Source organism: Streptococcus oralis (genome assembly GCF_023109155.1).
GTDB lineage: Bacteria > Bacillota > Bacilli > Lactobacillales > Streptococcaceae > Streptococcus > Streptococcus oralis_BZ.
Genome location: NZ_JALDUA010000001.1, coordinates 654,936 through 679,609, shown reverse-complemented (window position 1 = coordinate 679,609; position 24,674 = coordinate 654,936). Strand labels below are relative to the sequence as shown.

Genomic DNA, 24,674 nt, shown 5'->3' with positions numbered 1-24,674 from the left:
GCCTCCTTATTTGATTTGTTTTAGGACGACTTTCTTTCGTTTGAATGGAACTTTTCCACTTTTCTCCTCCGCTAGGTTTGTCTGGTAACTCATAGACAAGAGGAGACCGACACCGATGAGGTTACTAATAATTGCGGATCCCCCTTGAGAAATAAATGGTAGAGGAATCCCTGTCAAAGGAAGTAAGCCTGTCACAGCGCCGATATTTTCAAAGATATGGAAGAGCAACATCATGATAAAACCAGTCGAAATGTAGGTGTAGAACTGGTTATTTGACCTGAGCGTAATCTTCAACATACGGTAGATGAGAAGCAAGTATAAAGCAACCACAAAGACTGAACCAATAAAGCCAAAGTCTTCTGCAATTACGGTGAAAATCATATCACTCTCACGTACTGGAATGAGGAGATTGGACACATTGAAACCTTGTCCAAACAAGCCACCACTTCCAATCGCAATTTGTCCCTGCGCCTGTTGATATGTTGTTGTTTGTGCAAAGTCAAAGGGATTGAGCCAAGCCAAGATGCGGTTGATCTGGTAGGTTGGCATCCCAATCTGATGCAAGAAGGCACGTCCATCCTTGCTTATAAAGATGGCCATGAAGCCTACAACAGCAGTCACTCCTGTCGCAAAAACAGGAATGATAATCTTCCACGAAACACCTGAAAGGAGAACCATACCGGAAAAAATAGCTACGAAGACCAAGGCAGTCCCTAAGTCACTTTGTAGGGCTAAGAGGATCAAGACTGGTATGGTAAAGGCGATCATCCAACCAATCAGTAGGAAATCCAAGGGAATAGTCCGTCGCCATTCCTTGTGTTTTTGAGTGAATCTTACAATGGCTCGAGCCAACATCAAGATATAGGAAATCTTCATGAATTCCGATGGCTGGAAAAGTGTCGTTCCACCAATCGATACCCAGTTCTTGGCACCTGTTGACGCTACAAGATTTGGATTGTAGAAAACAAGAGGTAGGATCATCAAAGCTAGCCCTAGACCATAAAGATAGGGAGTCACCTTCCATAAAAACTCGGTATTAAAGAACATGACCACAAAACCAATGACAAGGCCCAAGGAAATCCAAGCGATTTGCTGACCTAGAATTGGTAATACATTATTTGGATAGTCATGACTAACTGCTATATAAATGGCCACTACTCCAATCACCAGTAAACAAAACACTGGTAGGAGGAGGCTATAATCGACTCGAGAGTCGAAGGAACGTTTCATATTTTTTACCTTTTCTCTTTCTTGGATTTTTCTTTCATTCTATTGCGACGAGATTGGAGAAAATCAGCTACAGCAGGCTCTAGCTGTTCTCTAGAAAGAACCTGAACAGCCCTTTCTTTTGACAAGGCCTGGGCGATTTGTTTGCCGTAACGCTTGCTAACGACACGACTGTCTAAGATAACAGCAACCGAACCTTGGTCAGATCTTCTAACAGTACGGCCCAGAGCTTGTTTTAGCCGAATAATCGCCATCGGTAACTGATAATCATAGAAAGGATTTTTCCCTTCTTGACGCAGTTCCTGGTTTAATTTTTTTGTTAACGGTTCTTGGGGATTTTGGAAAGGCAATCTCGGAATCACTTGGATCACGCAAGGATGGGTTGAAAAATCAACCCCTTCCCAGAAACTACCTGTTCCAAGTAAGATCTGGCGTTCACCTTTTTCAAAACGTTTTTTCAGTTGGCTTGGTTCCCCATTTTTATACTGAGCTAGATGCGGTTGGTCGAGCAGGTCCGAAACTGCCAGCAGCATTTCTTTTGAAGTAAACAAGACCAGTATGGGTTCTTGAAAGGCTTGTAACCTTCGGATAACAGAAGCCACTTCACTAGCATAGTCAACAGGTGAAACTTCTGTCACAAGAGGAAAATCATCGACTAGAAAGACTTCTTGTTGCTCCTGTTTTGCTACATCAAGCCTAACAAGCGGAGCATCCGGAAATCCCAATAAATCTGCTAGGGAAACCCGATTGCTGATTTCAAGAGTGGCCGATACTCCTAGGAGCCTACAATCTTCTGGCAATAAGTCTGCTAGTATAAAGCGGCCTTTTTTACTTGAACAAATCAAGACATCCTTGCTCGATTTTTCTGCTGTAGCAAGCCAAAATTCACGGTCCGAGGTGAAAAAGTTTGCAATCTCTCTATACTCTGGGAGAGCTAACTCCGAAAAATGCTGGCGCAAGTGTTCGAGAGAATCCAACCACTTTCCATTCTTAAGACCTGATTGATACTGCTCCATCAAGTAACGACATTCAAAACCTATACTCTCAAGCAAGCGTTTCTGAATCAAATCTTCTTCTGACTCCAAGGACTTTTCAATTTGAGTTACAAGTTCCTCAAGGCGGTAAGCCTGCTGGGCTAGATTTTCGAGAGCTAGTAGCATTTTTTGAGCTTCATCCAAAATCACCAAACGGTTGTCGATAAACTCTGGATTGTCTTCCAAACGAGTGACCAGATAGGCATGATTAGTCAAGAGAACACGACTGGTTTTTGCCTTTTCCTGCCCTCGTTTCCAAAAATCCTCTGTAGCAAATAAACTTTTCTTTGAAAGCTTGCCATCGTGGACTAGTTCAGGCAGAAAGTGTTGATAGCGATAAAGTTGCCCGATTTCGTCCAAATCACCAGTCTCTGTCTCCGTAAGCCAGATGAGCAGTTGCATTTTAAAGCGTGTGAAAAGGCGATTGGACTCAGATCGATGGAGAACTCGGTGAAAGGCATCCAGTTTTAAATAATTTTGAGGCCCCTTGAGACTATGGATTTCCAGATGGAAAACCTCTTTTAAACGCTGACCTTCTTCTTGCATGATCTGATTTTGAAGAATTTTGGTCGGAACACTCACTAAAATCCCTGCTTGACTCTCCGAGTTCAAAGCTGGGAGGAGATAACCATAAGTCTTGCCCAGTCCCGTTTGAGCTTGGATAAAAGAAGTCTGGTGTTCTTCCAATAAGTGCTCAACCTTCTCCGCAAATTCCAACTGTTGCGGACGCTCCTCCAGCCCCAATAAAGAAATATTTTTAGCAAAATCTTTGGATAACTTTCGTGGGACTAAGCCTTTGCTTTCCTTTCTGAGAAAAAGCCCATGAAGTTCCATCAAGTCCGGTAAAGACAAGAGAGATTGTTGCTGATAGACCTCCTCAATCACCAGATAACTTTCATAGAGAAGGTTGTCTGCAAGGTTTAACAAGCTTTCTAAGAGCCCTTTTGGTAACTCAAATAGTTTTTGACGCATGTAAAGCAAGAGTTCAGCTGTTGCCTGAGCATCTGACAGGGCAGTATGGGCATGTTCCAGCTCAATGCCCAGCTCTTGACAAAGGATACCTAAGTTATACTTTTCAAACTGAGGATACAGAACTTGGGCAAGCTCAACTGTATCCACCCGCGGTGTACGCAATTCATATCCTTCAAAAAAGAGGAATTCTGCAAGAAGGTTAGCATCAAACTGTACATTATGCGCAACAAAAATACCGTCCTTAACCAATTCAAAAATTTTTCCGGCCACCTGAGAAAACTCTGGTGCCGCAGCCAAACGCTGATCGGTCAGACCCGTTAATTCTTTGATATGAGAATCCAAGGGTTCGTGGGGATTGACATCGGTCGCATACTGATCGATGATGTCACCATTCTCAATCACCACAATGCCTACTTGAATAATTTTTGCCTTGCTTCCGGTGCTGGTCGCCTCTAAATCAACGACCACATACCGATCATTTCTCGCATTCATCATTAAAAATTATATCAAAAAAAGCATGATTTGACACCCCTCAACTTTGATAACAATCTCACTTTCCTTGCGAGTTTGAGTAAAAATCAAGACCTTAAAAGAGAGAATTTCACACAAGTTCAGCAGTTGGTCGCTGGTTCTGAGGTATTTGAAAACTTTATCAACAAAGCTACATCAACATAAAAAGGCAACCAAGGTATTAGCTGCCTTTTTGAGATATTTTTTTCATTGTTTTCGGAAGAGCTTTACTAATTTCGGTAGGCAAGACAAGGTAGTTTTCTTGAGCTAGTTCTTGCGCGATAGCTGAATGAAGGTAAGTCGCTACCACCACTCTTTCATAGAGGCTGACTTGGTGAAACTGACCTGTAAAACCTGCAATCATCCCAGCCAGAGTATCTCCCATTCCACCAGTTGCTTGATAGGGGCCTCCAACCTGTAACTGATAATATTCAGGTTGACCAGCTTGCCAGATACGAGTTGCTGGCCCCTTCTCGACTAGAATCGTTCCTTGAGGAAACGCTGAAAGAGCCCTAGCAGTCGTCTCTGTATTTTGATGGTCAAGAACTATATCAGACAGTCTTTCCCATTCCTTTTGGTGGGGAGTTAGGATGAGCTGACTAGATGGGAATGGAAAATGAGCTTTTGCTAAGATGCCCAAAGCGCCGCCATCTACAATCAAAATCTGGTCTTTTCTATGGCTGTCAAAGACTCGTTTTACGAGTTCTTCTCCGAATGCATCCTCTCGCAAACCCGGACCTAACAAGACAACTTCTGCCTTTTCCAACTGCTCTTTTAACAATTGCTGATCTTTAAGTGAAAAAGCCATAGCCTCAGGTAAATGACTGTGCAGAGCCGGAATGTTCTCCTTATCCGTGCCAACAGTCACCAACCCTGCCCCACTTTTGACAGCTGCAATGGCTGACATGATGATAGCTCCCCCATAAGGATAGGTCCCTCCCAGCAAGAGCAGGCGCCCGTAATCTCCTTTATGGCTGTGACAAGGCCGTTCAATAATGACTTTTTCTAGTAAAGCTTGATCAATCACTTTCATCGTTTTTTCCCCTCTCACTCCATTATACTACAAAAGGAGGGGCAAACCTCCTTCTACACTATTTTCCCTTAAATTCCGCAAAGGTCTGTAAGATTTTAGCTGCCACTGCTGGAGAAGGTTCTCCTTTTAGCTCTAACGTGTCATCTGCATATGGAGTAAGGCCAGCAAAGTCTCCTATCTGGACTGAATAAAGAGACGTTTTAAACAATTCAATATCGTTTTGGTCATTTCCAAAAGCGATGAAGTTCTCCCCGCATAACTTTTCAACAGTTGTCGCCTTATGAGTATCCAAGGGATTAACATAAAGGCACTTTTCATGCGCATGATAGGAGAGATGAGCCTGGCCTAGTCTTTCTAGCTGACCAAGCAGATCATCAAGCAAATCCTCATGGTCACCCATATAAACGACTACCTTAATCGGAGTCCCTAAGTCCTCAAGTTTCTGATGACGAGCCACCTTTAGGGGATCCACACTGGAAATAAATGGAATCTTCTCTACAATCTGACCACTGTAGTCAAAGCAATCATCTACAAAGAAAGGGAGATTATAAGTCTGGCAATAATCCACTAGCGCCTGATAAACTCTAGCATCAAGATTCCTTTCGAAGATAGCCTTCCCTAAATGATAGGCTACGCCACCATTCAAACCTATGACTAAGCGCTGACTGAGTTCAGAACCTAATAAACCCAAACAATCCCGATAAGAGCGGGCTGAGGCAAACACAAGCTCATGCCCATAATCTTCAGCCTTTAAAAGAACCTGCTGAATCTCCTCATCTATGGTCATGTAGTCAAAAGATAGCGTTCCATCCAGGTCAAATACGAATTTCATCTTCCTAGTCCTTGTTTAGTGTTCGAAGCGCTGACTGATAGGTTTGCTCCATTAGCATGGTAATCGTCATAGGTCCAACTCCACCAGGTACAGGTGTGATGTGACTAGCAAGTGGTGCAACAGCATCATAATCAACATCTCCACAAAGCTTGCCATTTTCATCTCGGTTCATCCCAACGTCAATGACAACCGCTCCTGGTTTGACAAAGTCAGCAGTCACAAACTTGGCGCGACCAATAGCTACGACAAGGATATCCGCCTTAGCAGCCACCTTGGCAAGATGATGGGTGCGTGAGTGGGTCAAGGTCACAGTCGCATTCTTAGCTAAAAGAAGCTGAGCCATCGGTTTTCCAACAATATTTGAACGACCGATAACAACCGCATTTTTACCTTCTAGCTCAATCCCATATTCATGAAACATCTCCATAATTCCTGCAGGTGTCGAAGGAATCATAACTGGATGACCAGACCAGAGGCGACCCATGTTTAGGGGATGGAAACCATCCACGTCTTTTTCGGGGTTAATGGCTAATAAAACTGCCTCTTCATCAATATGTTTTGGCAAAGGTAACTGGACCAAAATCCCATGCCAAGCTGGATCTTGATTGTATTTGGCAATCAAGTCTAACAATTCCGCTTGGGTAATGGTCTCTGGAACTCGCACGACTTCACTACGGAAGCCAGCAGCGAGAGCTGACCGTTCCTTGTTGCGAACGTAGACTTGGCTGGCAGGATTGTCCCCCACCAAAATCACTACCAATCCTGGAACTAGACCTGTTTCTTCTTTTAGTTTGGCCGTCTTTTCAGCCAACTGTCCTTGTAACTTAGCTGCAAGAGCCTTCCCATCAATAATCTGTGCCATATCTCTTCTCTTTTCTATCAAATATCCTCTATTATATCAAAAAATAATTCGCCATCCTAACACTTCTTGCCTAATGGACCCTATAGTCTGAAACTATAAGAAAAAGCCCTTGTCGAGCTTTTATGCTTATTTATACTAGGTAAACTTGTCATTCTTTCTTTTTGACCTTGTGAGCAGGCAAAACTTCATACATCTCCTTGATTAGTCTCGCTAGAAATGACTTATCTTCAATATCTTCTATCAAAATCATCTCCTTAGTTCCTTCATAAGGACGTTCAAGCCTAGTCTGTCCCAGTTGATCCAAGACCAGCTTCACAGGCTTCAGTAACAGACGATTATCATAGATTCCTCCAATAATCTTTCCACGATAATAAAGAATATACTCTCCCATCATTGGACGATAACTCATCTCCTCTAGCTCTGATAGCTGTTCGAGAATAAAGTTTAAATATTCTTTACTGGAAGCCATGATACCTACTCCATTTCTTCTAAAAATGAGGTCTTACAAAACCTTACTCAAAAATTCCTTGGTCCGTTGTTCTTTTGTTTGATCGAAAATCTCTTCTGGTGTTCCATCTTCGACAACAACCCCGTCTGCCATAAAGATAACACGGTCTGCTACCTCACGCGCAAAGCCCATTTCATGAGTCACAATCACCATAGTCATCCCTGACTTGGCAAGGTCTTGCATAACAGCTAGAACTTCTCCAACCATCTCCGGGTCTAGGGCTGAAGTCGGCTCATCAAAGAGCAAAACATCTGGTTCCATAGCAAGTCCACGTGCAATAGCAATCCGTTGCTGCTGACCACCTGACAAACTCTGTGGATAAGCCGTCGCCTTATCTGGCAAGCCAACTTTTTCTAACAGTTCCTGTGCTCTTTTCTCCGCAACTTCCTTGCTTTCACCTTTGGTTTTAATTGGTGACAAAGTGATATTTTCCATCACTGTCATATTGGGAAAGAGGTTGAATTGTTGGAATACCATGCCCATCTTTTCACGCATGGCAAAAAGGTCATTTTTCTTATCTGTGATATCAACTCCTTCAAAGATAACCTTACCTTTACTTGCTTCTTCAAGGAGATTCATCGAACGAAGGAGGGTTGATTTCCCGCTCCCTGACGGACCAATAATGACCACAACTTCTCCTCGTTTAATCTCAAGGTTGATGCCTTTTAAAACTTCATTTTTCCCAAAAGACTTATGTAGTTCTTCAATTTTAATCAAGGTTTCTGTCATTATTTCTTGTCTCCTTGTCCAATATGTTTTTCAAATGCTTTCAACGCCACTGTCAAAACAGAGGTCATAATCAAATAGTAAAAGGCTGCAAATAAAAGGGGAGTCAACGGTAAATAAGTTGTTGTTGCTACTGTCGTTGCACCATTCCACAACTCCATCACCCCAATTGCCGACAAGAGGGAACTATCCTTGATAATGGTGATAAATTCATTTCCCAGCGCTGGAAGAATATTCTTGATAGCTTGTGGCAAAATGACATAACGCATGGCATTTTTGGGACGTATACCTAGAGAATATGCAGCCTCTAACTGCCCTTTAGGAACCGCATTGATCCCCGCACGAACAGTTTCTGAAACGTAAGCACCACTGTTCATAGAAATAATCAGAATACCAGGAATCAAACGAGAAAGATCAACTCCTAAAATTCCCACTTGAATAATCGGAGCATTGATATGCATAAGAGCAAAGGCAATCATAATCTGAACCATCATCGGAGTTCCACGGAAGATCCAAACATAGACATTCGCAAACCAAACGAGCGGTTTAAAGCGTGAACGTTGGGCAAAGGCCAGTAACACACCTATAATGGTCCCTAAGCAGACGACAAGGATGGAAATCAATACGGTAATCAGAGCACCATAGTTAAAATATGGTAAATACTTTGGTAAAAAAGAAAAATTCATATTCAATCAACTTTCTATGTATTAGATTGTATGATTATAACATGAATTGAATTAAAATGCAATCCTTTTTCTCTAATTTTAACAATTAACTTGATAGAATAGAGAAATAGAGAGAAATCACAGTTTTTTTCTAGTCAACTACCTCTTGTTTATGGTAAAATAGAAACGATAAGAAATGGAGGAGAATCAAAATGGAATCACATTTGGTTAGAATCATTAACCGCCTAGAAGCAATGACAAAAGATGGTGGAAATCTAAAACGTAATTTTGAACGTGAAGGTGTTGTTGTGGCAGAAGTTGCATACAGCCACGACGACGAAAACGGATCACTCTTCACCCTTCGCGATGTAGAGGCTCGTGAAACTTATACCTTTGATAGCATTGATTTGATTGCAATGGAGATCTACGAACTCCTTTACTAATATAAAAACAACGGGCAGTAAGGCCCGATGAATGAGAATCCTTTTTGTCACCACAAATGGGATTTTTTCTTACCTTCAATGTCGCTGGATTCTCCATAAATCCTTCTTTTAAAAACGACCACTTCCCAATCTTTTTACTTGCTTTACACCTTAATCATGCTATAATGAGAGTATAAAACTTTGACTATTCTTGACCTTTTTCTTAGACCAAGAATAAGAATGAAATGAGGTAGATGTATGCTCTGTCAAAACTGTAAAATTAACGACTCAACAATTCATCTGTATACCAATATCAATGGACAGCAAAAGCAAATTGATCTTTGTCAAAATTGCTATAAAATTATCAAAACAGATCCAAATAATACCCTCTTTAAAGGAATGACTGACTTAAATAATCATGACTTTGATCCATTTGGCGACTTTTTCAATGATTTGAACAATTTCAAACCTTCTTCTAATAACGTCCCTCCAACTCAATCTGGTGGGGGATATGGAGGAAACGGTGGTTATGGACCTCAAAACCGCGGCCCACTTCAAACACCTCCTAGCCAAGAAAGAGGACTCCTTGAGGAATACGGTATCAATATTACTGAGATTGCTCGTCGGGGAGATATTGACCCTGTTATCGGTCGAGATGAAGAGATTATCCGCGTTATCGAAATCCTCAACCGTCGAACCAAGAACAACCCTGTCCTTATCGGAGAACCAGGTGTTGGTAAAACAGCTGTTGTTGAAGGTCTAGCTCAAAAAATCGTCGATGGTGATGTTCCCCATAAACTACAAGGCAAGCAGGTCATCCGTTTGGATGTGGTCAGTCTAGTCCAAGGAACGGGTATCCGAGGCCAGTTTGAAGAGCGTATGCAAAAGCTCATGGAAGAAATCCGCAAACGCGAGGATATCATCCTCTTTATCGATGAAATCCATGAAATTGTTGGCGCGGGATCAGCAGGCGATGGCAATATGGATGCAGGAAATATCCTCAAACCTGCCCTTGCCCGTGGTGAACTGCAAATGGTTGGTGCCACTACTCTCAATGAATACCGCATCATTGAAAAAGATGCTGCTCTAGAGCGCCGTATGCAGCCTGTCAAGGTAGATGAACCAACTGTCGAAGAAACCATTATCATCCTTAAAGGGGTTCAAAAGAAATACGAAGACTACCATCACGTCAAGTATACTGATGCTGCTATCGAAGCTGCTGCAAATCTTTCCAACCGCTACATCCAAGACCGCTTCTTGCCAGACAAGGCTATTGACCTGTTGGACGAAGCTGGTTCAAAGATGAATCTAACGCTGAACTTTGTTGATCCTAAAGTGATTGATCAGCGTTTAATTGAAGCTGAGAATCTAAAGGCTCAGGCTACACGAGAGGAAGACTTTGAAAAGGCTGCTTATTTCCGTGATCAGATTGCCAAGTACAAGGAAATGCAGAAAAATAAGGTGACCGATCAGGATACTCCAATCATCAGCGAGAAAACCATTGAACATATCATTGAGCAGAAAACCAATATCCCTGTTGGAGAACTCAAAGAAAAAGAACAGTCTCAGCTTATCCATCTAGCAGACGACCTCAAAGCTCATGTCATTGGTCAAGATGAAGCTGTCGATAAGATTGCCAAAGCCATCCGTCGTAATCGTGTTGGACTTGGAACTCCTAATCGGCCAATCGGAAGTTTCCTCTTTGTCGGACCAACTGGCGTCGGTAAGACAGAACTCTCTAAACAACTAGCCATTGAGCTCTTTGGTTCTGCTGACAGCATGATTCGCTTTGATATGAGTGAATACATGGAAAAACACAGTGTGGCTAAATTGGTCGGAGCCCCTCCAGGTTATGTCGGCTATGATGAAGCTGGTCAGTTAACGGAAAAAGTTCGTCGCAATCCATATTCTCTCATCCTTCTCGATGAAGTCGAGAAAGCTCATCCAGATGTGATGCACATGTTCCTTCAAGTCTTGGACGATGGTCGTTTGACTGATGGGCAAGGACGTACAGTTAGCTTTAAGGATGCTATCATTATCATGACCTCAAATGCGGGTACTGGAAAGGCCGAAGCCAGTGTTGGTTTTGGGGCGGCTCGTGAAGGACGTACCAACTCTGTTCTCGGCGAACTCAGCAACTTCTTTAGTCCAGAGTTTATGAACCGTTTTGATGGCATCATCGAATTTAAACCTCTCAGCAAGGACAACCTTCTCCAAATCGTCGAACTCATGCTAGCGGATGTCAACAAACGCCTCTCTAGCAACAATATCCACCTCGATGTGACAGACAAGGTCAAGGAAAAGTTGGTTGACTTAGGTTATGATCCAAAAATGGGAGCACGCCCACTCCGCCGTACCATCCAAGACCATATTGAGGATGCCATCACTGACTTCTACCTTGAAAATCCAAGTGAGAAAGCCCTCAAGGCAGTCATGACAAGCAATGGCAATATTCAAATCAAATCTGCCAAAAAAACTGAGAAAACAGAAGAGATTGCTTCTGAAATAGAAGAATAAATCTCATAAAAAGAACAGGAAACAAGATTTCCTGTTCTTTTTTTAATTCTCTTCTTGAACTTGATAGCGAAGAATTGTTTTTAATTTGCTTGGCTCCGTTCGATGAAGATTAGTGAGATAAATTTCTCGGTGGACTTCCGAAGTTCTTTTGAGTTTATGAAGTTGACAAAAATGCTCCATCTCTGCAAAAGTCTCATTTTCAGTATCAAAAGGTCCTACATGAAGCATAGCAAGACTTTGGCCTTCTTCTATCATTTCAAAACGAATAGCTTCATAAAGAAGATTTGGCTTCTTGATTTTGACCTCTTCCAAAGCTTTTTCAAATAGTTCTCTCGTAATAAAATCGGGTTGCCCAATCATAATGCTATAAGAAAGCTCACTTTTTACCAGTTCTCCCTCCTTCTCCTTTTTCCATACACCTTCTAAAGGAAAGACTGTAAAATCAGTGTAAACCTCATCCAGAGGAGCTTTTTTATACTTCATCTTTATCGCATAGGCTAAGGCATATAAGACCCCTACGCGTTCTGAAAAATCTTCTTGATTTGGATCACCTTTACCATCAATCACGATATAGGATTGACCTGGCACCTGCAAGATGCTGGGCCTAGCCTTCACTTGATAAAGAGCTTTCGCTTCTTTTCTCCATTCGTATTTCATTTGGTTCTTCTCCTTTCTATCACTAGTATAGCACCAAAACCCTGACATCTTTTGTCAAGGTTTGTAAAGTTTTTGGATTTTTTCTAATCTAAAAAGCAATTCCTTCTTCAGATGATTGGGGGCGAGTATTTCCACCCCATCTAGATAAGACAGGAGGTAAGTATACAGACTTTCATGCTCTGGTAGGACTGTCTTGACATAATAACACCCATCTTTCCCCAAGCTAATCTCATCTTCTGAAAAATCTTCATAAACCCGGAAAGCAAGCTTGGGACTAAACTTCAAGGAAACTTCGATTTGATGTGCCACTTGATCTGAACCATCAACCCAATCCCCCACATTTTTCTGCTTCACAGTTTCAGTTGTTAGGTGATAATTCCTAATTCTAGACAATTTGAAAAAACGCCACTCTTCCTTCAAACAACAGTAGGCATGAAGGTACCAATCTCTCTTTTTAAATACTAGTCTAAAGGGCTCGACTGTACGAATCGTTTTCTGACCACACCCACCTAGATAAGTAATCACCAGTTGCCTTTTCTCTAGAATAGCATGTTTGATGTTATCAAATAATTCTTTTTGACCTTCTCGCTTCCTCCAGTCAGTCAAGTCTACTTCTATCCAAGGGCTAGTAGAAACTTGAAAAATAGATTCCAACTTTTCAAGTAACAGATCTTGCCTTTCATTGGTCAGGGCTTGAATTCCTTGCAAAGCTGATAGAAGTTCTAATTTTTCATCCTCCGATACGAGAGTACGATCCAGAACAAAGTCCTTCATTAAAAAGATTCCGCCCGCCTTCCCAGGTATCGAATATAGAGGAATCCCCGCCATACTCAATCGCTCAATATCGCGATAAATCGTTCGTACAGATACTTCAAATAATCGGGCTAATTCAGGAGCCGTTGTACTGCCTTTTTCTAAAAATAGATATAGGATACGAAATAGTCTTGATTCTGCCATAAAATCACCTCTCTTTTATTATACCAGTTAAAGAGCTAGGGTTGGAAAGTTTAACTAGACAAGGATTGACCAAGACAAAGTAGCTTTTTCTGCACCAGTTCGTTGGTTTATTCTTGACAGCTTGCCCCTCGTCCATTATGATAATAATAAAGATACTAGAGAATGAGGAAAATGCAATGGCGAACCCAACTTTTGGTGATAAAAAAGAAAATGTGACCTACCAGCCACGCTATGGTGTGTACGCAGTTATTCCGGATGCGGAGAAAAAACAAATTGTCCTAGTTCAAGCCCCCAATGGTGCTTGGTTCTTGCCAGGTGGAGAGATTGAAGCAGGCGAAGATCATCAAGAAGCACTGAAGAGAGAACTAATCGAAGAACTTGGCTTTACAGCTAAAATCGGAACCTATTATGGACAAGCTGATGAGTATTTTTACTCTCGCCACCGTGATACCTACTACTACAATCCAGCGTATCTCTACGAAGCCACTTCTTTCCAAGAAGTACAAGAACCATTGGAAGATTTTAATCATATTGCTTGGTTTCCTATTGATGAGGCAATTGAAAAACTCAAACGTGGTAGCCATAAATGGGGAATAGATTCTTGGAAAATCCAGCATGGAATTGGCTAAAATACACGATTTTATCCAAAAAGTGCTATAATAGAGTTAGAAAATCGGAGGAACTGTTATGAAGCTTATCAATACGACAAACTCACACTCGCAACTTGTTAAAAGCCAATTAGAAAGCACAGACGCAACTCTTGTCGAGGTCTATTCTGCTGGAAACACAGATGTAGTTTTCACGCAAGCCCCGCTTCACTATGAAATCCTCATTTCCAACAAACACCGTGCTATTCGTGAACCTGAAATCGAAACCATCCAAGACTTCTTCTTAAAACGTAAAATCGACAAAGGAAGCATTGATGAAGCCAATATCAAGACGCTTTATTCAGATAAATTGATTGAGATTTCAATCCCTATAAAATAAGAAGACCAGCCAAAAGCTGGTTTTCTTTTGCAAAAAAGATTGGCAGTGCACAGCTACCAATCTTTTTTATTTCACAGCTTCTTTCAAAGCGTCTACCTTATCCAAACGTTCCCATGGAAGGTCAATATCTGTACGTCCCATGTGTCCATAAGCCGCTGTTTGACGGTAAATTGGTCGTTTGAGATCCAGCATTTGGATAATTCCCGCAGGGCGAAGGTCAAAGATTTGACGCGTTGCTTTTTCTAGCTTGCTTTCAGCTACCGTTCCAGTACCAAAAGTATCGATACGAACAGAAACAGGCTGCGCCACACCGATAGCGTAGGCCAATTGCACTTCTGCCTTCTTAGCAAGGCCTGCTGCAACGATGTTCTTGGCAATGTAGCGAGCCGCATAAGAGGCTGAACGGTCCACCTTCGTCGCATCCTTACCTGAGAAGGCACCACCACCATGACGAGAGTAGCCACCATAGGTATCCACGATAATCTTACGACCAGTCAAACCTGAGTCTCCTTGAGGTCCACCGATTACAAAACGACCAGTTGGATTGATGAAGAATTTGGTTTGCTCATCCAAGTAAGATGCTGGAATAACTTCCTTGATAACCTTGCTAATCACATCATTATGAATTTGTTCATTGCTAACTTCTGGGTCGTGCTGAGTTGAAATAACGACTGTATCCACACGTACTGGACGATCATTTTCATCATACTCAACCGTAACTTGTGATTTAGCATCTGGACGAAGGTAACTGATTTCACCAGACTTACGAAGTTCTGCCAAACGACGAACCAACTTGTGACTAAGTGAGATTGGTAAAGGCATGAGTTCTTCTGTCTCATCCACTGCAAACCCAAACATAAGACCTTGGTCTCCAGCACCAATCAAGTCCAGCGGATCTTGATCTACATTCCCACGAACCTCCAAGGCTTCGTTAACACCTTGGGCGATATCCGGTGACTGCTCAACAAGCGATGGATGAACTCCCACCGTCTCCGCAGAAAAACCATACTCTGTATTGGTATAACCAATCTCTGCAATGGTATCACGAACCACACGGTTGATATCCACATAAGCATTTGTAGAAATTTCACCAAAAACATGGACGGAACCTGTGTAGACAGCTGTCTCAGCAGCAACGTGCGCATCTGGATCCTTTGCTAAAATAGCATCCAAAATCGCATCTGAAATTTGGTCTGCAATCTTATCCGGATGCCCCTCAGATACAGATTCAGACGTGAATAATTTACGTTCTGACATAAAAATGTCCCCCCTTAAAAAATATTGTTATAGAGTTACAAAGTACTGATAGGAAAACTACTAGTAATGAATACCTACCACCTTATCGGGACTATATAACCTTATCATTATACCACTTTTTACTTTTTTTTGCAGTATTTTCTCTAAATCAAAAAAAGAACCTTACGGCTCTTTTCTCGGCATAAAAATTTAGCTTGTACTCCATAATACAGAAGATCATACCTATGCTTATCTGCATACTTCGTTTACAAACTACCTATTTTTTTGTCTGCTTTTTCCTCACAATGTTCTTACAAACAATCTTCCAGTTAGGCTTACTGTTCCTTTGATTTTCTATTGCTTACAGTTAAGCCAAGTCCAGCCATTAGGAGGCCAAGTCCCACAATACCATAGTTCGCTGTATCATTACTTCCTGTATCAGGGAGTTTCGCCACTTCTTTTTTATAAGCTGTAGCTACTGGAACTGTTGTAGTTGGAGTCGCACTTCCTGTCTGAGCAATAGGTAGTGTTGTACGACGTTCTAAGTAAAATTGGTAATTATCTTTCGTTACCTTGTAATTGTGTCCTTCAGTCACAGTTTCAACAATCAAAGATGCCACATCTTTAGTCAAGGTATCTCCAAATTTCTTACTGTAATCCAGAATTCTATCATCATTAGTAAAACCTTTGTAGTCTTTTTTAAATATGCTAGACGTTACTACAATTCTCTCAATACCATTTGCAGTTAATGTTGCAACTGTATCTGCAATTTTTGGAACTGATGAATCTTGTTTAATTGGATTATCTGATAATAGAACCGCAAACTTTTTGTTATTAGGTGACTTAGACCAATCATATGTCGAAACAATTTGATTTAGTGCAGGTGTTGACGTTTCCTCAGAATCTCCTCCATGAGCAAGCTCAATTGCAGCGAGTGCTTTTTTTAGTTCAGCTGGATCAGATGTGAAATAAGAACCACCAAATTTTGTTAGAATTGTACCTTCATTTGTTTTTCTAAAATTACGCCCATAAACCTCATCGCTAAATGTTGCTAAACCAAAGCGTGCTACCAGACCATCTTTCGAGAGATTATTAACAAACTCATTAACATTATCTCGGACAGTATCAATAACAGTCTGCATTGAGAGCGAACGGTCAACAACAAAAACGATATCGGCTGATTTAGATTTTGAAATCGTTTTTGTCGCTTCCTTGATTTCGACTGTAGTTGTTTTATCAACACGTTCATATTGGGTATAAGAATTTCCATCTTCATCTTTCCCGCTCACTGTACTCTCAGTTTTTTCAGTCTTTGGAGCAGGAAGTTCTTCGCTTTTTACAGGTGCCACTTCTGTCTTTGTGACTTCGACTGTTGCAGTTTCTTCATGAATCTTTTGATCACCTTCTTGGCGTTCTTTCACGTCAATAGGTGAAACCTTCTTAGAAACATCAACAAGTTCTCCAGGTTTTGCTTCTGATTTGTTAACGACTGGTTTTGCCTCGTCAGCTTTGATTTCTGCTACAGCAGTTTCGACTGCCGATTTACTTGCTTCAGTTTTCTTTACTGTTTCAGTTGAAGTAGATGCCGGTTTTGTTGTTTCATCTGCAGACACTTGACCGACCTGAGCAAAAGCAAACAAAATTGCTACAGAAGCCAACCCAACTTTCATTTTACGGAATGAAAAACGTTGTTGTTTCATAAATGATTTATCCATAGAAGTCCCCTTTTCTTTTCACGGATCATATTATATAATCCGATTGTTTTATAATATGATAACACAAAATTGTATAGTTTTCAATTTTTTCCTTACGATTTCAATAAAATATTGGACTAAAAACAAGTTTTAAAGCAATTACTGTTTTATTAATCAAATTATTTTGAATATATAATTATTGGCTACTTTGAATAGTTCAGGAAATAAAAACTCAGTAGAATCAGGTGATTCTACTGAGTTTTTAAAATGTTTGGCGTTTGGCTTTTCGCTCTGCACGGCCACGTGCGCGATTTTCAGCACGCTTGGTTTTGCGACGTTTTTCATCCACCGCCCATTGAATCTTCTTCTTATAGCCAGGTTTGACTTTTTTCTTTTTCTTTTTAACCAAGCCAATCATTTCAATATCAAGCTTATCCTGCTTCTTTTCACGATTAGCACGACGATCACGGTCATAGGTATCTTGAAACTCTCCGTCTTTGACCATCTTAGGAGTAAACTTGATCCCTAATTTTTCCAACTCACGGATATCCGAGTCATCACTAGGCTGGTAAAGGGTAATAGCCGTACCAGGCAGTCCGTTGCGCCCAGTTCGTCCAACACGGTGAACAAAGAAGGACAAGTCTTGCGGAATGGCATCATTGATAACATGACTAACACCTTCAATGTCAATCCCACGCGCTGCCAAGTCTGTTGCGACAATGTACTCAAAATCCAGATTTTTCACCTGATTCATGATCCGCTTACGTTCACGAGGGGCAATATCTCCATGAATCTTTGCCACCTTCAAGCCTTGAGCAGTCAAGTAAGAATGCAATTCATCAGCACGCGTTTTGGTGTTAACAAAAATCATTGCTAAATAAGGCTGCATCAGCTGAGTCAACTGATAAATTTGAGCATTCTTGTCGTGGCCCTTGGTCGAAATCAACCAGTTATCAATGGTATCTGAGATAACTGTCTTAGTCTTGATTTTTTCCATGACAGGATTTGACAAGTATTTTTTCAAGAACGGTTGCAATTTTTGAGGAATAGTCGCTGAAAAGACCATGAACTGTAAGTCTTTTGGAAGGCTCCCTGCAATCTTATCAACGGTTTCCAAGAATCCCATATCCAAGGTCATATCGGCTTCATCAACTACAAAGGTCTTGGCCTTGTGAATAGCCAAATCACCAGATTTGACCAAGTCATAGATACGACCCGGTGTTCCGATAACGATATGTGGTTGGTTGCTGGCAAGTTTTTCAATCTGACGCGCCTTATCCGTACCACCTACATAATTAACTACACGAACTTCAACATCTGAGTGAGCTGCAATCTGACGAGCTGCTTGGTAGATTTGAGTGGCCAACTCACGACTTGGTGCAGTAATGACTGCTTGCACACTATCGCTGGTTTCATCTAATTGCTGAAAAATGGGTAGTAAGAAAGTGTGGGTTTTTCCTGAACCTGTTTTTGACTCGCCCACCAAGTCACGACCCGCCAAGACAATAGGAATCAACTTTTCCTGAACTTCGGTAGGAGTCGTAAACTTCAACTCCTCCAAGGCTTCTACTATATAATTTTTAAATTGAAATTTCTTAAATGACATACTATCCTCGATTCTATTCTTTCAATTATACCATATTTTGTCCTATTGCAGTAGTCCCATTTGAGTCTCAGTCCTGTAGTATAGATTCGAATAGCATAAAAGGTTGGAACCTCTGATTCCAACCTCTTTCATTATTTCCAGGTCAATACAGCATTCAAACCATAGTGATCACTGACTTGTGGACTATTTTGACCATCAAAAACTACTTGTAAACTCTCTACTTCCAACTCTTTGGTCGTAAAGACGTAGTCGATTCGTAGTGGCTCGGTATTGCCTTTCCAGCCATCAATTTCTGGTGGAACGGTATAGCTACCACTTCTTTCTTTCGCAACTTCAAACGCGTCTTGTAATCCTAATGGGCTAGCTAAAATCGCTTGATAGCCTTCCTGACCAGCTGGATTATTAAAATCACCCGCTAAAATTAGAGGTTTGTTCAACTCTTTTAGTACAGCCTCAAATCGTGCCCATTCTTCTTGGAAACCTTTATCCCACCAAGAGAGATGAACGCTTGCAAGAGCAAGTTCCTTACCTTCAACCTCTGTCTCAGCCAAGGCAACGCGGCGAGTATGATAGTCTGTTGGATCATCTACATCCGAAACTAAAATTTCTCTGGCTTTAATCGGTGTTTTAGATAAGATAGCTACGCCTTCATGGTAACGGTCATAACCAATATGATTATAAGCCCAAGTCCAGTAGTAGTTTTTCCCTTTCTCAGCCAATTTTTCGACCAGAAGTCGGACATAGTGATCCTGATGAATGGGTTCTGCTGATGGTAAAGCTTGATAGTGATTGTTAACCTCTCCCTCAGGCGAAGTCATTTCTTGATTGATTTCTTGGAAACAAATCAAATCATAATCCTTATCAAGAATGTCTTGGAGTAAGATTTGGAATTTTTCCTCCGCTTCCTTCTCCATCCAACTGTGGGTATTGAGTGTTAGAAATTTCATGCTTTTCTCCTAAAACAAGAGGTTGGAAAACAGCTTCCAACCCCAAGTATATTACAATTCTACTTTAGCAACTGCTGTTTTAGCTGCAAGAGAACCTGTTTGTTCTAATTTAACTGATTTGAGGACATCACCATTTGTGAAGACAACCACTGTTGATGTTTTGCGTCCTGCTTCTCGAATAGCATCCAAGTCAGCTGTGACAAGAAGGTCACCAGCGACCACTTTTTGTCCTTCAGAGACATGAACAGTAAATGGTTTTCCTTCAAGACTTACTGTATCTAAACCAATATGAACAAGAACTTCGAGACCTGAGTCAGTGACAAGACCAAGAGCGTGTTTTGTTGGGAAGATACTTGATACAGTACCAGTAACTGGTGATACAATGTTACCATTTGTTGGTTCTACTGCAAATCCATCACCCATCATTTTTTGAGCGAAAACTGGATCTTCCACTTGTTCCAAGGCAACAACTTGACCGTCAGCTACTGAGTAAACATCCTCAGTTACACCCTTGTAATGTACAGTATTTTGTTGAGTTTCTGTCATTTGACTTGGAAGAGTTTCAGGAATTACTTCCCCTGAGTCAAGGATATCTTGGATATCAGATTTCAATACGTCAGCTTTTGGTCCGTAGATAGCTTGGACACCTTGTCCTTTCATGACAAGACCCATAGCTCCTTCTGCTTTCCATTGTTCCTCAGTACCAACGCGATCTGCGTCTTTAACAGTTACACGAAGACGAGTCATACATGCATCCACATCTACGATATTTGCACGACCACCAAGAAGGTTAATGATATTTACGGCTTGAGAAGCTGCTGCAACTTTTGGAGTTCCAGGAGTTGCTTCTTCTGATGCTCCTTCAGCTGTTTCGTAGTTTCCGTTACGTCCTGGAGTTGCGTAGTTGAATTTCTTGATCATGAAGTTGGCAATGAAGTACATGATAACCGCAAAGAGAACAGTTACCCAGATAAAGTTAACGATATCCATACCAATACCAGCATTAATTGCCAATGGTGTACGAGTCAAGAATTCAATTGAACCGAATGAGTGGACACGAAGGTGAACAATATCTGCCATAGCAAAGGCAGCACCTTGAACTACTGAATAAACAAGGTAAAGCGGTGTTGCGATGAACATGAACATATACTCGATAGGTTCAGTAACCCCTGTCAAGAATGTTGCAAGGGCTGTCGCAATCATCATACCCTTGTATTGGTGTTTCTTGTCAGCATCAACATTGCGGTAGATAGCAACGATGACACCCATCAAGATACCAAATGAACCAATCATTTGTCCAACTTTGAAACGAGCTGGAGTGACTGTTGTAAGAAGGTGTTGGTATTGGTCAGCATTTGAACCTTTAAGGTTAACAAGGTCCGTTACCCAAGCAAGCCAAAGTGGATCTTGACCAAATACTTGTGTTCCTTTTGCTGCACCGGTTAACACTTCGTATGTTCCACCAAGAGCTGTGTAGTTCATTGGGATAGTCAACATGTGGTGAAGACCGAATGGCAAGAGCAAACGTTCCAAAGTACCATACAAGAATGGTGCAAGGACTGGAGCAGTTTCTTGTGAGTTAGCAATCCAAATACCAAAGTTGTTGATACCTGTTTGAACTACTGGCCAAAAGGCAGCAAGTAGAATTGCAGCAATAGTTGAACGAAGAATAACGACGAATGGTACGAAACGTTTACCATTGAAGAATGAAAGGGCATCAGGAAGTTTACGGAAGTTGTAGTATTTGTTATAAGCTGTTGCCCCAACAAAACCAGAGATAATCCCTACGAAAACCCCCATGTTAAGCGCTGGTGCCTCAAGAACGCTGATAAAGTAGTCAGCAACCTTGATTGAACCACCAAAGAAGGTAGTAACCATTGCTTCAGGGTTTTTCAACATATCACCTGTAACACCGAAGATAGTACCTGTGATACGGTTAATCAAGATAAAGGCAAGTCCGGCTGCAAATGCACCACCTGCACGTTCTTTTGCCCAGCTTCCCCCAATAGCAAGGGCAAACAAGATGTGAAGGTTACCGATAACCCCCCAACCAATTTGCTCAAGGATTCCACCTGTAATCACTAGAGGAGCAAGGTTTGGGTCGATCATCACGATTGATTTACCGATTGAGATCATCAATCCCGCCGCTGGCATAACGGCGATAACCACCATTAAAGCCTTACCGAATTTTTGCCAAAATTCGAAAGACAAGACATTTTTGAATGTAGCTTTCATCATTCAAATCTCCTTTATTTTATTTAGGCAAACGTTTTACGAAAACGTTTGCATTTGGTTATGTATTAATTATACCACTTTTATTTTTTTTGTAAAGGCTTTTATAAAAAAATTGTCTATTTTTTTTAATTTTTAAAAAAGAAAAAGAGAAGTTTACGAAAACTTCTCTTTTAAATATGTATTATTTTTCTGATTTGTTCTGCAATTTGCATTTAAATCCAACTAGATCTTCAAGAATCGACGCATGGAAATCCCTGAGCCAATTGAACCAATGAAAATTCCGATTATAAATAATAGGACTGTCATCAAAGGGATAAACACATCTGGCGTAATCATTGACAAGTTTTGACCTACCAAGGATTTATTGACCGATTGATAAACCATATTGTAAACAAAGAATACAAGGACTGAAGGAATTGCTGCACCAAGCAAGCCAATAAAAGCACCTTCTAGCAAGAATGGACCACGGATATAGCCATTTTTCGCTCCTACAAGACGCATGATCTGAATCTCACGACTACGTGAAATAATAGTGATACGAATGGTATTGGAAATGAGGAAGACTGCAATAAAAATCAAGAGCCCTGCAATAACCAATCCCCAAACACGGATAAAGGAAGCTAGTTCAAAAAGTCGTTGAGTGTTGGCTCCACCATCTTGAACCTCTGATACTCCCTCAATTTTCTTAGCTTCTTCAGCTACCGTTTTAACATCACTCGGAGAATTTGTATCGACGATATAGGCATCATAGAGAGGGTTTGCATCCCCTTCAAAGACCTTCCAATCGTCACCCATTGTTTCCGTTAGTTTTTCGTACTGTTCTTCTTTACTTGAGAAGGTAACACTCTTAACAGCAGGCATAGCTTTCAAAGCATCATAAACCTTGTGGTAGTCATTATTGGTAACTGTCTGACCTTCTTTTTCAATCGTTTCACTGTTATCAGCTACATCCTTACGAATGTAAACCATGACCCGAACGTTGTTTTCAATATCGGTAGCCAGTTTTGCTGTATTAAAAATTACAGATGCAAACAGGGCAACGAGTGTTAAGGTAATCATAACCGAACTCACTGCTGCTACTGTCATCCAGCCATTTCGTTTTAAACTTTTTAATGATTCAAATAAATGGCGAAAAAATCTACTAATCATCGTATCCATATTCTCCTTTAGCTTCGTCACGAACGACACGGCCATTTTCAATGGCAATGACACGGTGGCGCAAGGTATTTACAATCTGGCTATTGTGGGTTGCCATCAAGACAGTAGTACCTTGGAGATTGATGCGTTCCAACAGATTCATAATTTCCCAAGAATTGTCTGGGTCCAAGTTTCCTGTCGGCTCATCGGCAATCAATACCTTAGGATTGTTGACAATCGCGCGAGCAATCGCAATCCGTTGCTGCTCTCCACCTGAGAGTTCATTAGGGAAAGAGCGAACCTTATGTTTCAAACCAACCAGGTCCAACACTTCCATAACACGTTTTTTGATGTTGCGACGGCTCTCACCGATTACTTCCATTGCATAGGCAATATTCTCATAAACAGTCTTCTTAGGCAAGAGTTTGTAATCCTGAAAGACTACCCCGACACTACGACGTAGCAGTGGGACATCTTTCTTCTTAATTTTAACTAAATTAAAGCCTGCAACTGTTAGGCTTCCTTTTTCGATCTTTACTTCTCGGTATAAAGCTCGAATAAAGGTTGACTTACCTGCCCCAGAAGGTCCTACGATATAGGCAAACTCTCCTGGTTCAATGGTAACAGATACACCACGCAGGGCAGTCGTTCCATTGTCATACTTTTTGACAACATCTCTCATTTCAATGATTGACATATGAGTTCCTTTCTATCTTAGCTGATTCGCCACTTGAGGTAGGCATCGATAAAACCATCAAGGTCTCCATCCATCACCTTATCTACCTGAGCAACTTCAAAGCTTGTACGGTGATCTTTTACCATAGTATAAGGCGTGAAAACATAAGAACGGATTTGGCTTCCCCATGTGATTTCTTTTTTCTCACCTTTAAGGGAATCAACTTCCGCAGCTTTCTTTTCTTGCTCCATTTGATAGAGCTTAGCCTGCAACATCTTCATGGCACGATCTCTATTTCCATACTGGGTACGATCGACCGTTGATTGGACGACAGTTCCCGTAGGAATGTGTGTCAAACGCACACCTGTTGAAACCTTATTGACGTTCTGTCCACCAGCACCACCTGAACGGAAGGTATCCATTTTGATATCATCTTCACGAATCTCCACTTCGATGGTATCATCCAACTCAGGCATAACCTCTACGGATGTAAATGAAGTATGGCGGCGTTTGGCAGAATCAAATGGCGAAATACGGACCAAACGGTGAACACCCATTTCTGATTTAAGTAGGCCGTATGCATTGGGTCCTTCAAAAGACAAGGTCACAGATTTGATACCCGCTTCATCACCAGCCTGGTAATCCAAGACTTCTACTTTAAAGCCTTTGGCATTTCCATAACGAGTATACATACGAAGCAACATATCGCCCCAGTCCTGTGCCTCAGTACCACCAGATCCTGGATGGATTTCCAAGATTGCATTATTATGGTCATAAGGTTCTGACAAGAGAAGGGTCATCTCATAGCTGGTCATCATCTTATCCAGTTCTGTCAACTGTTCGACCAGTTCATCATGGACTGACTCGTCTTCTGCTAAAAAGTCCAATAAAATCTCAACTTCATCCTGCAACTCTTCCATTTTACGGAAGGTGTTGTAAGTGTTTTTTAATTCATTTAATTCTTGCGACGTTTTTTGGGCCGCGATATTATCGTTCCAAAAATCAGGTTCGGTCATCTTGTTTTCCAAGATGGCAATCTCTTCCTCTAAGCCTTCGAGGTCAAAGAGACCCCCTAAAAGAAGATAATTTTTCACGATTTGCATCAATTTTTTGACGAATTTCTGAAATGTCCATAGATACTCCTTTTCATATCGTTTTATTATACCATAATCTCTCATTTCTTTCCATATTTTGCTTTTCACCGCTTTTGATGGCAGAAGAAAAGAGGCTCTAA

Annotated in this window: 22 protein-coding genes; 4 read left to right on the top strand and 18 right to left on the bottom strand. The window is 41.2% G+C overall.

Annotated features, from left to right (window positions below; all coding sequences use genetic code 11):
* Nucleotides 1–6: 6 nt before the first annotated feature.
* The 8 genes from M1F63_RS03350 to M1F63_RS03315 all read right to left on the bottom strand — a co-directional run bounded on the left by M1F63_RS03350 (nucleotide 7) and on the right by M1F63_RS03315 (nucleotide 8,390).
* Complete coding sequence (locus tag M1F63_RS03350; protein ID WP_000830415.1) at nucleotides 7–1,230, bottom strand: FtsW/RodA/SpoVE family cell cycle protein; 1,224 nt, start codon at nucleotides 1,228–1,230, stop codon at nucleotides 7–9.
* Nucleotides 1,231–1,235: 5 nt separating this feature from the next.
* Entirely contained in the window at nucleotides 1,236–3,725 is a 2,490-nt protein-coding gene (locus M1F63_RS03345; protein WP_425608234.1) for a bifunctional DnaQ family exonuclease/ATP-dependent helicase, read from the bottom strand.
* Between the two features lie 199 nt (nucleotides 3,726–3,924).
* On the bottom strand, nucleotides 3,925–4,776 hold the full coding sequence (locus tag M1F63_RS03340; RefSeq protein WP_247940711.1) for an NAD(P)H-hydrate dehydratase: 852 nt from the start codon (nucleotides 4,774–4,776) through the stop codon (nucleotides 3,925–3,927).
* A gap of 58 nt (nucleotides 4,777–4,834) precedes the next feature.
* The gene (locus M1F63_RS03335; protein WP_000673625.1) at nucleotides 4,835–5,608 is read right to left on the bottom strand and encodes an HAD hydrolase family protein; all 774 of its coding nucleotides are present in this window, start codon (nucleotides 5,606–5,608) and stop codon (nucleotides 4,835–4,837) included.
* 4 nt (nucleotides 5,609–5,612) lie between these two features.
* Nucleotides 5,613–6,470, bottom strand: coding sequence for a bifunctional methylenetetrahydrofolate dehydrogenase/methenyltetrahydrofolate cyclohydrolase (locus M1F63_RS03330; RefSeq protein ID WP_247940710.1), 858 nt, complete (start codon nucleotides 6,468–6,470; stop codon nucleotides 5,613–5,615).
* A gap of 148 nt (nucleotides 6,471–6,618) precedes the next feature.
* Nucleotides 6,619–6,939: a TfoX/Sxy family protein gene (locus M1F63_RS03325; protein ID WP_247940709.1), complete on the bottom strand. Its 321-nt coding sequence runs from the start codon at nucleotides 6,937–6,939 to the stop codon at nucleotides 6,619–6,621.
* 33 nt (nucleotides 6,940–6,972) lie between these two features.
* Nucleotides 6,973–7,707 carry an amino acid ABC transporter ATP-binding protein gene (locus M1F63_RS03320; RefSeq protein WP_000140925.1) on the bottom strand — a complete coding sequence of 245 codons (735 nt, stop codon included), beginning with the start codon at nucleotides 7,705–7,707 and terminating at the stop codon, nucleotides 6,973–6,975.
* Nucleotides 7,707–8,390 carry an amino acid ABC transporter permease gene (locus M1F63_RS03315; RefSeq protein ID WP_247940708.1) on the bottom strand — a complete coding sequence of 228 codons (684 nt, stop codon included), beginning with the start codon at nucleotides 8,388–8,390 and terminating at the stop codon, nucleotides 7,707–7,709. Before M1F63_RS03315 ends, M1F63_RS03320 begins: the two co-directional genes overlap by 1 nt.
* 191 nt (nucleotides 8,391–8,581) lie before the next feature.
* On the opposite strand from M1F63_RS03315, the gene M1F63_RS03310 reads away from it, so the two are divergent.
* Both M1F63_RS03310 and M1F63_RS03305 read left to right on the top strand, forming a co-directional pair.
* Nucleotides 8,582–8,812, top strand: coding sequence for a YkuJ family protein (locus M1F63_RS03310; RefSeq protein WP_084853867.1), 231 nt, complete (start codon nucleotides 8,582–8,584; stop codon nucleotides 8,810–8,812).
* A 237-nt stretch (nucleotides 8,813–9,049) separates the two neighbouring features.
* Entirely contained in the window at nucleotides 9,050–11,308 is a 2,259-nt protein-coding gene (locus M1F63_RS03305) for an ATP-dependent Clp protease ATP-binding subunit (RefSeq protein WP_247940707.1), read from the top strand.
* 42 nt (nucleotides 11,309–11,350) lie between these two features.
* Here the strand turns inward: M1F63_RS03305 and M1F63_RS03300 are convergent, their stop codons facing one another.
* Nucleotides 11,351–11,965 carry a GyrI-like domain-containing protein gene (locus M1F63_RS03300; RefSeq protein ID WP_247940706.1) on the bottom strand — a complete coding sequence of 205 codons (615 nt, stop codon included), beginning with the start codon at nucleotides 11,963–11,965 and terminating at the stop codon, nucleotides 11,351–11,353.
* Nucleotides 11,966–12,019: 54 nt separating this feature from the next.
* Nucleotides 12,020–12,922 carry a helix-turn-helix transcriptional regulator gene (locus tag M1F63_RS03295; RefSeq protein WP_247920414.1) on the bottom strand — a complete coding sequence of 301 codons (903 nt, stop codon included), beginning with the start codon at nucleotides 12,920–12,922 and terminating at the stop codon, nucleotides 12,020–12,022.
* A 176-nt stretch (nucleotides 12,923–13,098) separates the two neighbouring features.
* Between M1F63_RS03295 and M1F63_RS03290 the strand changes: the two genes are divergently transcribed.
* Nucleotides 13,099–13,551, top strand: a complete 453-nt coding sequence (locus tag M1F63_RS03290; RefSeq protein ID WP_247920413.1) for an NUDIX hydrolase — start codon at nucleotides 13,099–13,101, stop codon at nucleotides 13,549–13,551.
* Between the two features lie 58 nt (nucleotides 13,552–13,609).
* On the top strand, nucleotides 13,610–13,909 hold the full coding sequence (locus M1F63_RS03285) for a DUF1827 family protein (RefSeq protein ID WP_000767205.1): 300 nt from the start codon (nucleotides 13,610–13,612) through the stop codon (nucleotides 13,907–13,909).
* 66 nt (nucleotides 13,910–13,975) lie between these two features.
* On the opposite strand, the gene metK is transcribed toward M1F63_RS03285, so the two are convergent.
* From metK to prfB, 8 genes are all read right to left on the bottom strand, one after another.
* The gene (metK, locus tag M1F63_RS03280; protein WP_247940705.1) at nucleotides 13,976–15,166 is read right to left on the bottom strand and encodes a methionine adenosyltransferase; all 1,191 of its coding nucleotides are present in this window, start codon (nucleotides 15,164–15,166) and stop codon (nucleotides 13,976–13,978) included.
* 314 nt (nucleotides 15,167–15,480) lie between these two features.
* Nucleotides 15,481–16,860, bottom strand: a complete 1,380-nt coding sequence (locus M1F63_RS03275) for a VWA domain-containing protein (RefSeq protein ID WP_247940704.1) — start codon at nucleotides 16,858–16,860, stop codon at nucleotides 15,481–15,483.
* Nucleotides 16,861–17,101: 241 nt separating this feature from the next.
* A complete protein-coding gene (locus tag M1F63_RS03270; protein ID WP_247940703.1) occupies nucleotides 17,102–18,445 on the bottom strand; it encodes a DEAD/DEAH box helicase in 1,344 nt (447 codons plus the stop codon).
* A gap of 131 nt (nucleotides 18,446–18,576) precedes the next feature.
* Entirely contained in the window at nucleotides 18,577–19,392 is an 816-nt protein-coding gene (locus M1F63_RS03265; RefSeq protein WP_049504946.1) for an endonuclease/exonuclease/phosphatase family protein, read from the bottom strand.
* Between the two features lie 51 nt (nucleotides 19,393–19,443).
* Nucleotides 19,444–21,630, bottom strand: coding sequence for a PTS transporter subunit IIBC (locus M1F63_RS03260; protein WP_247940702.1), 2,187 nt, complete (start codon nucleotides 21,628–21,630; stop codon nucleotides 19,444–19,446).
* Between the two features lie 219 nt (nucleotides 21,631–21,849).
* Nucleotides 21,850–22,776: a permease-like cell division protein FtsX gene (ftsX, locus tag M1F63_RS03255; protein WP_000625556.1), complete on the bottom strand. Its 927-nt coding sequence runs from the start codon at nucleotides 22,774–22,776 to the stop codon at nucleotides 21,850–21,852.
* The gene (gene ftsE, locus M1F63_RS03250; RefSeq protein ID WP_000022275.1) at nucleotides 22,769–23,461 is read right to left on the bottom strand and encodes a cell division ATP-binding protein FtsE; all 693 of its coding nucleotides are present in this window, start codon (nucleotides 23,459–23,461) and stop codon (nucleotides 22,769–22,771) included. The genes ftsX and ftsE overlap by 8 nt, the downstream gene beginning before the upstream one ends.
* A gap of 17 nt (nucleotides 23,462–23,478) precedes the next feature.
* Nucleotides 23,479–24,574 (bottom strand): peptide chain release factor 2 gene (gene prfB, locus M1F63_RS03245; RefSeq protein ID WP_239682731.1). Its coding sequence is split into 2 segments (ribosomal slippage): nucleotides 23,479–24,501 and nucleotides 24,503–24,574, totalling 1,095 coding nucleotides; the frame shifts between segments, so codons are not numbered across the junction.
* Nucleotides 24,575–24,674: the final 100 nt, after the last annotated feature.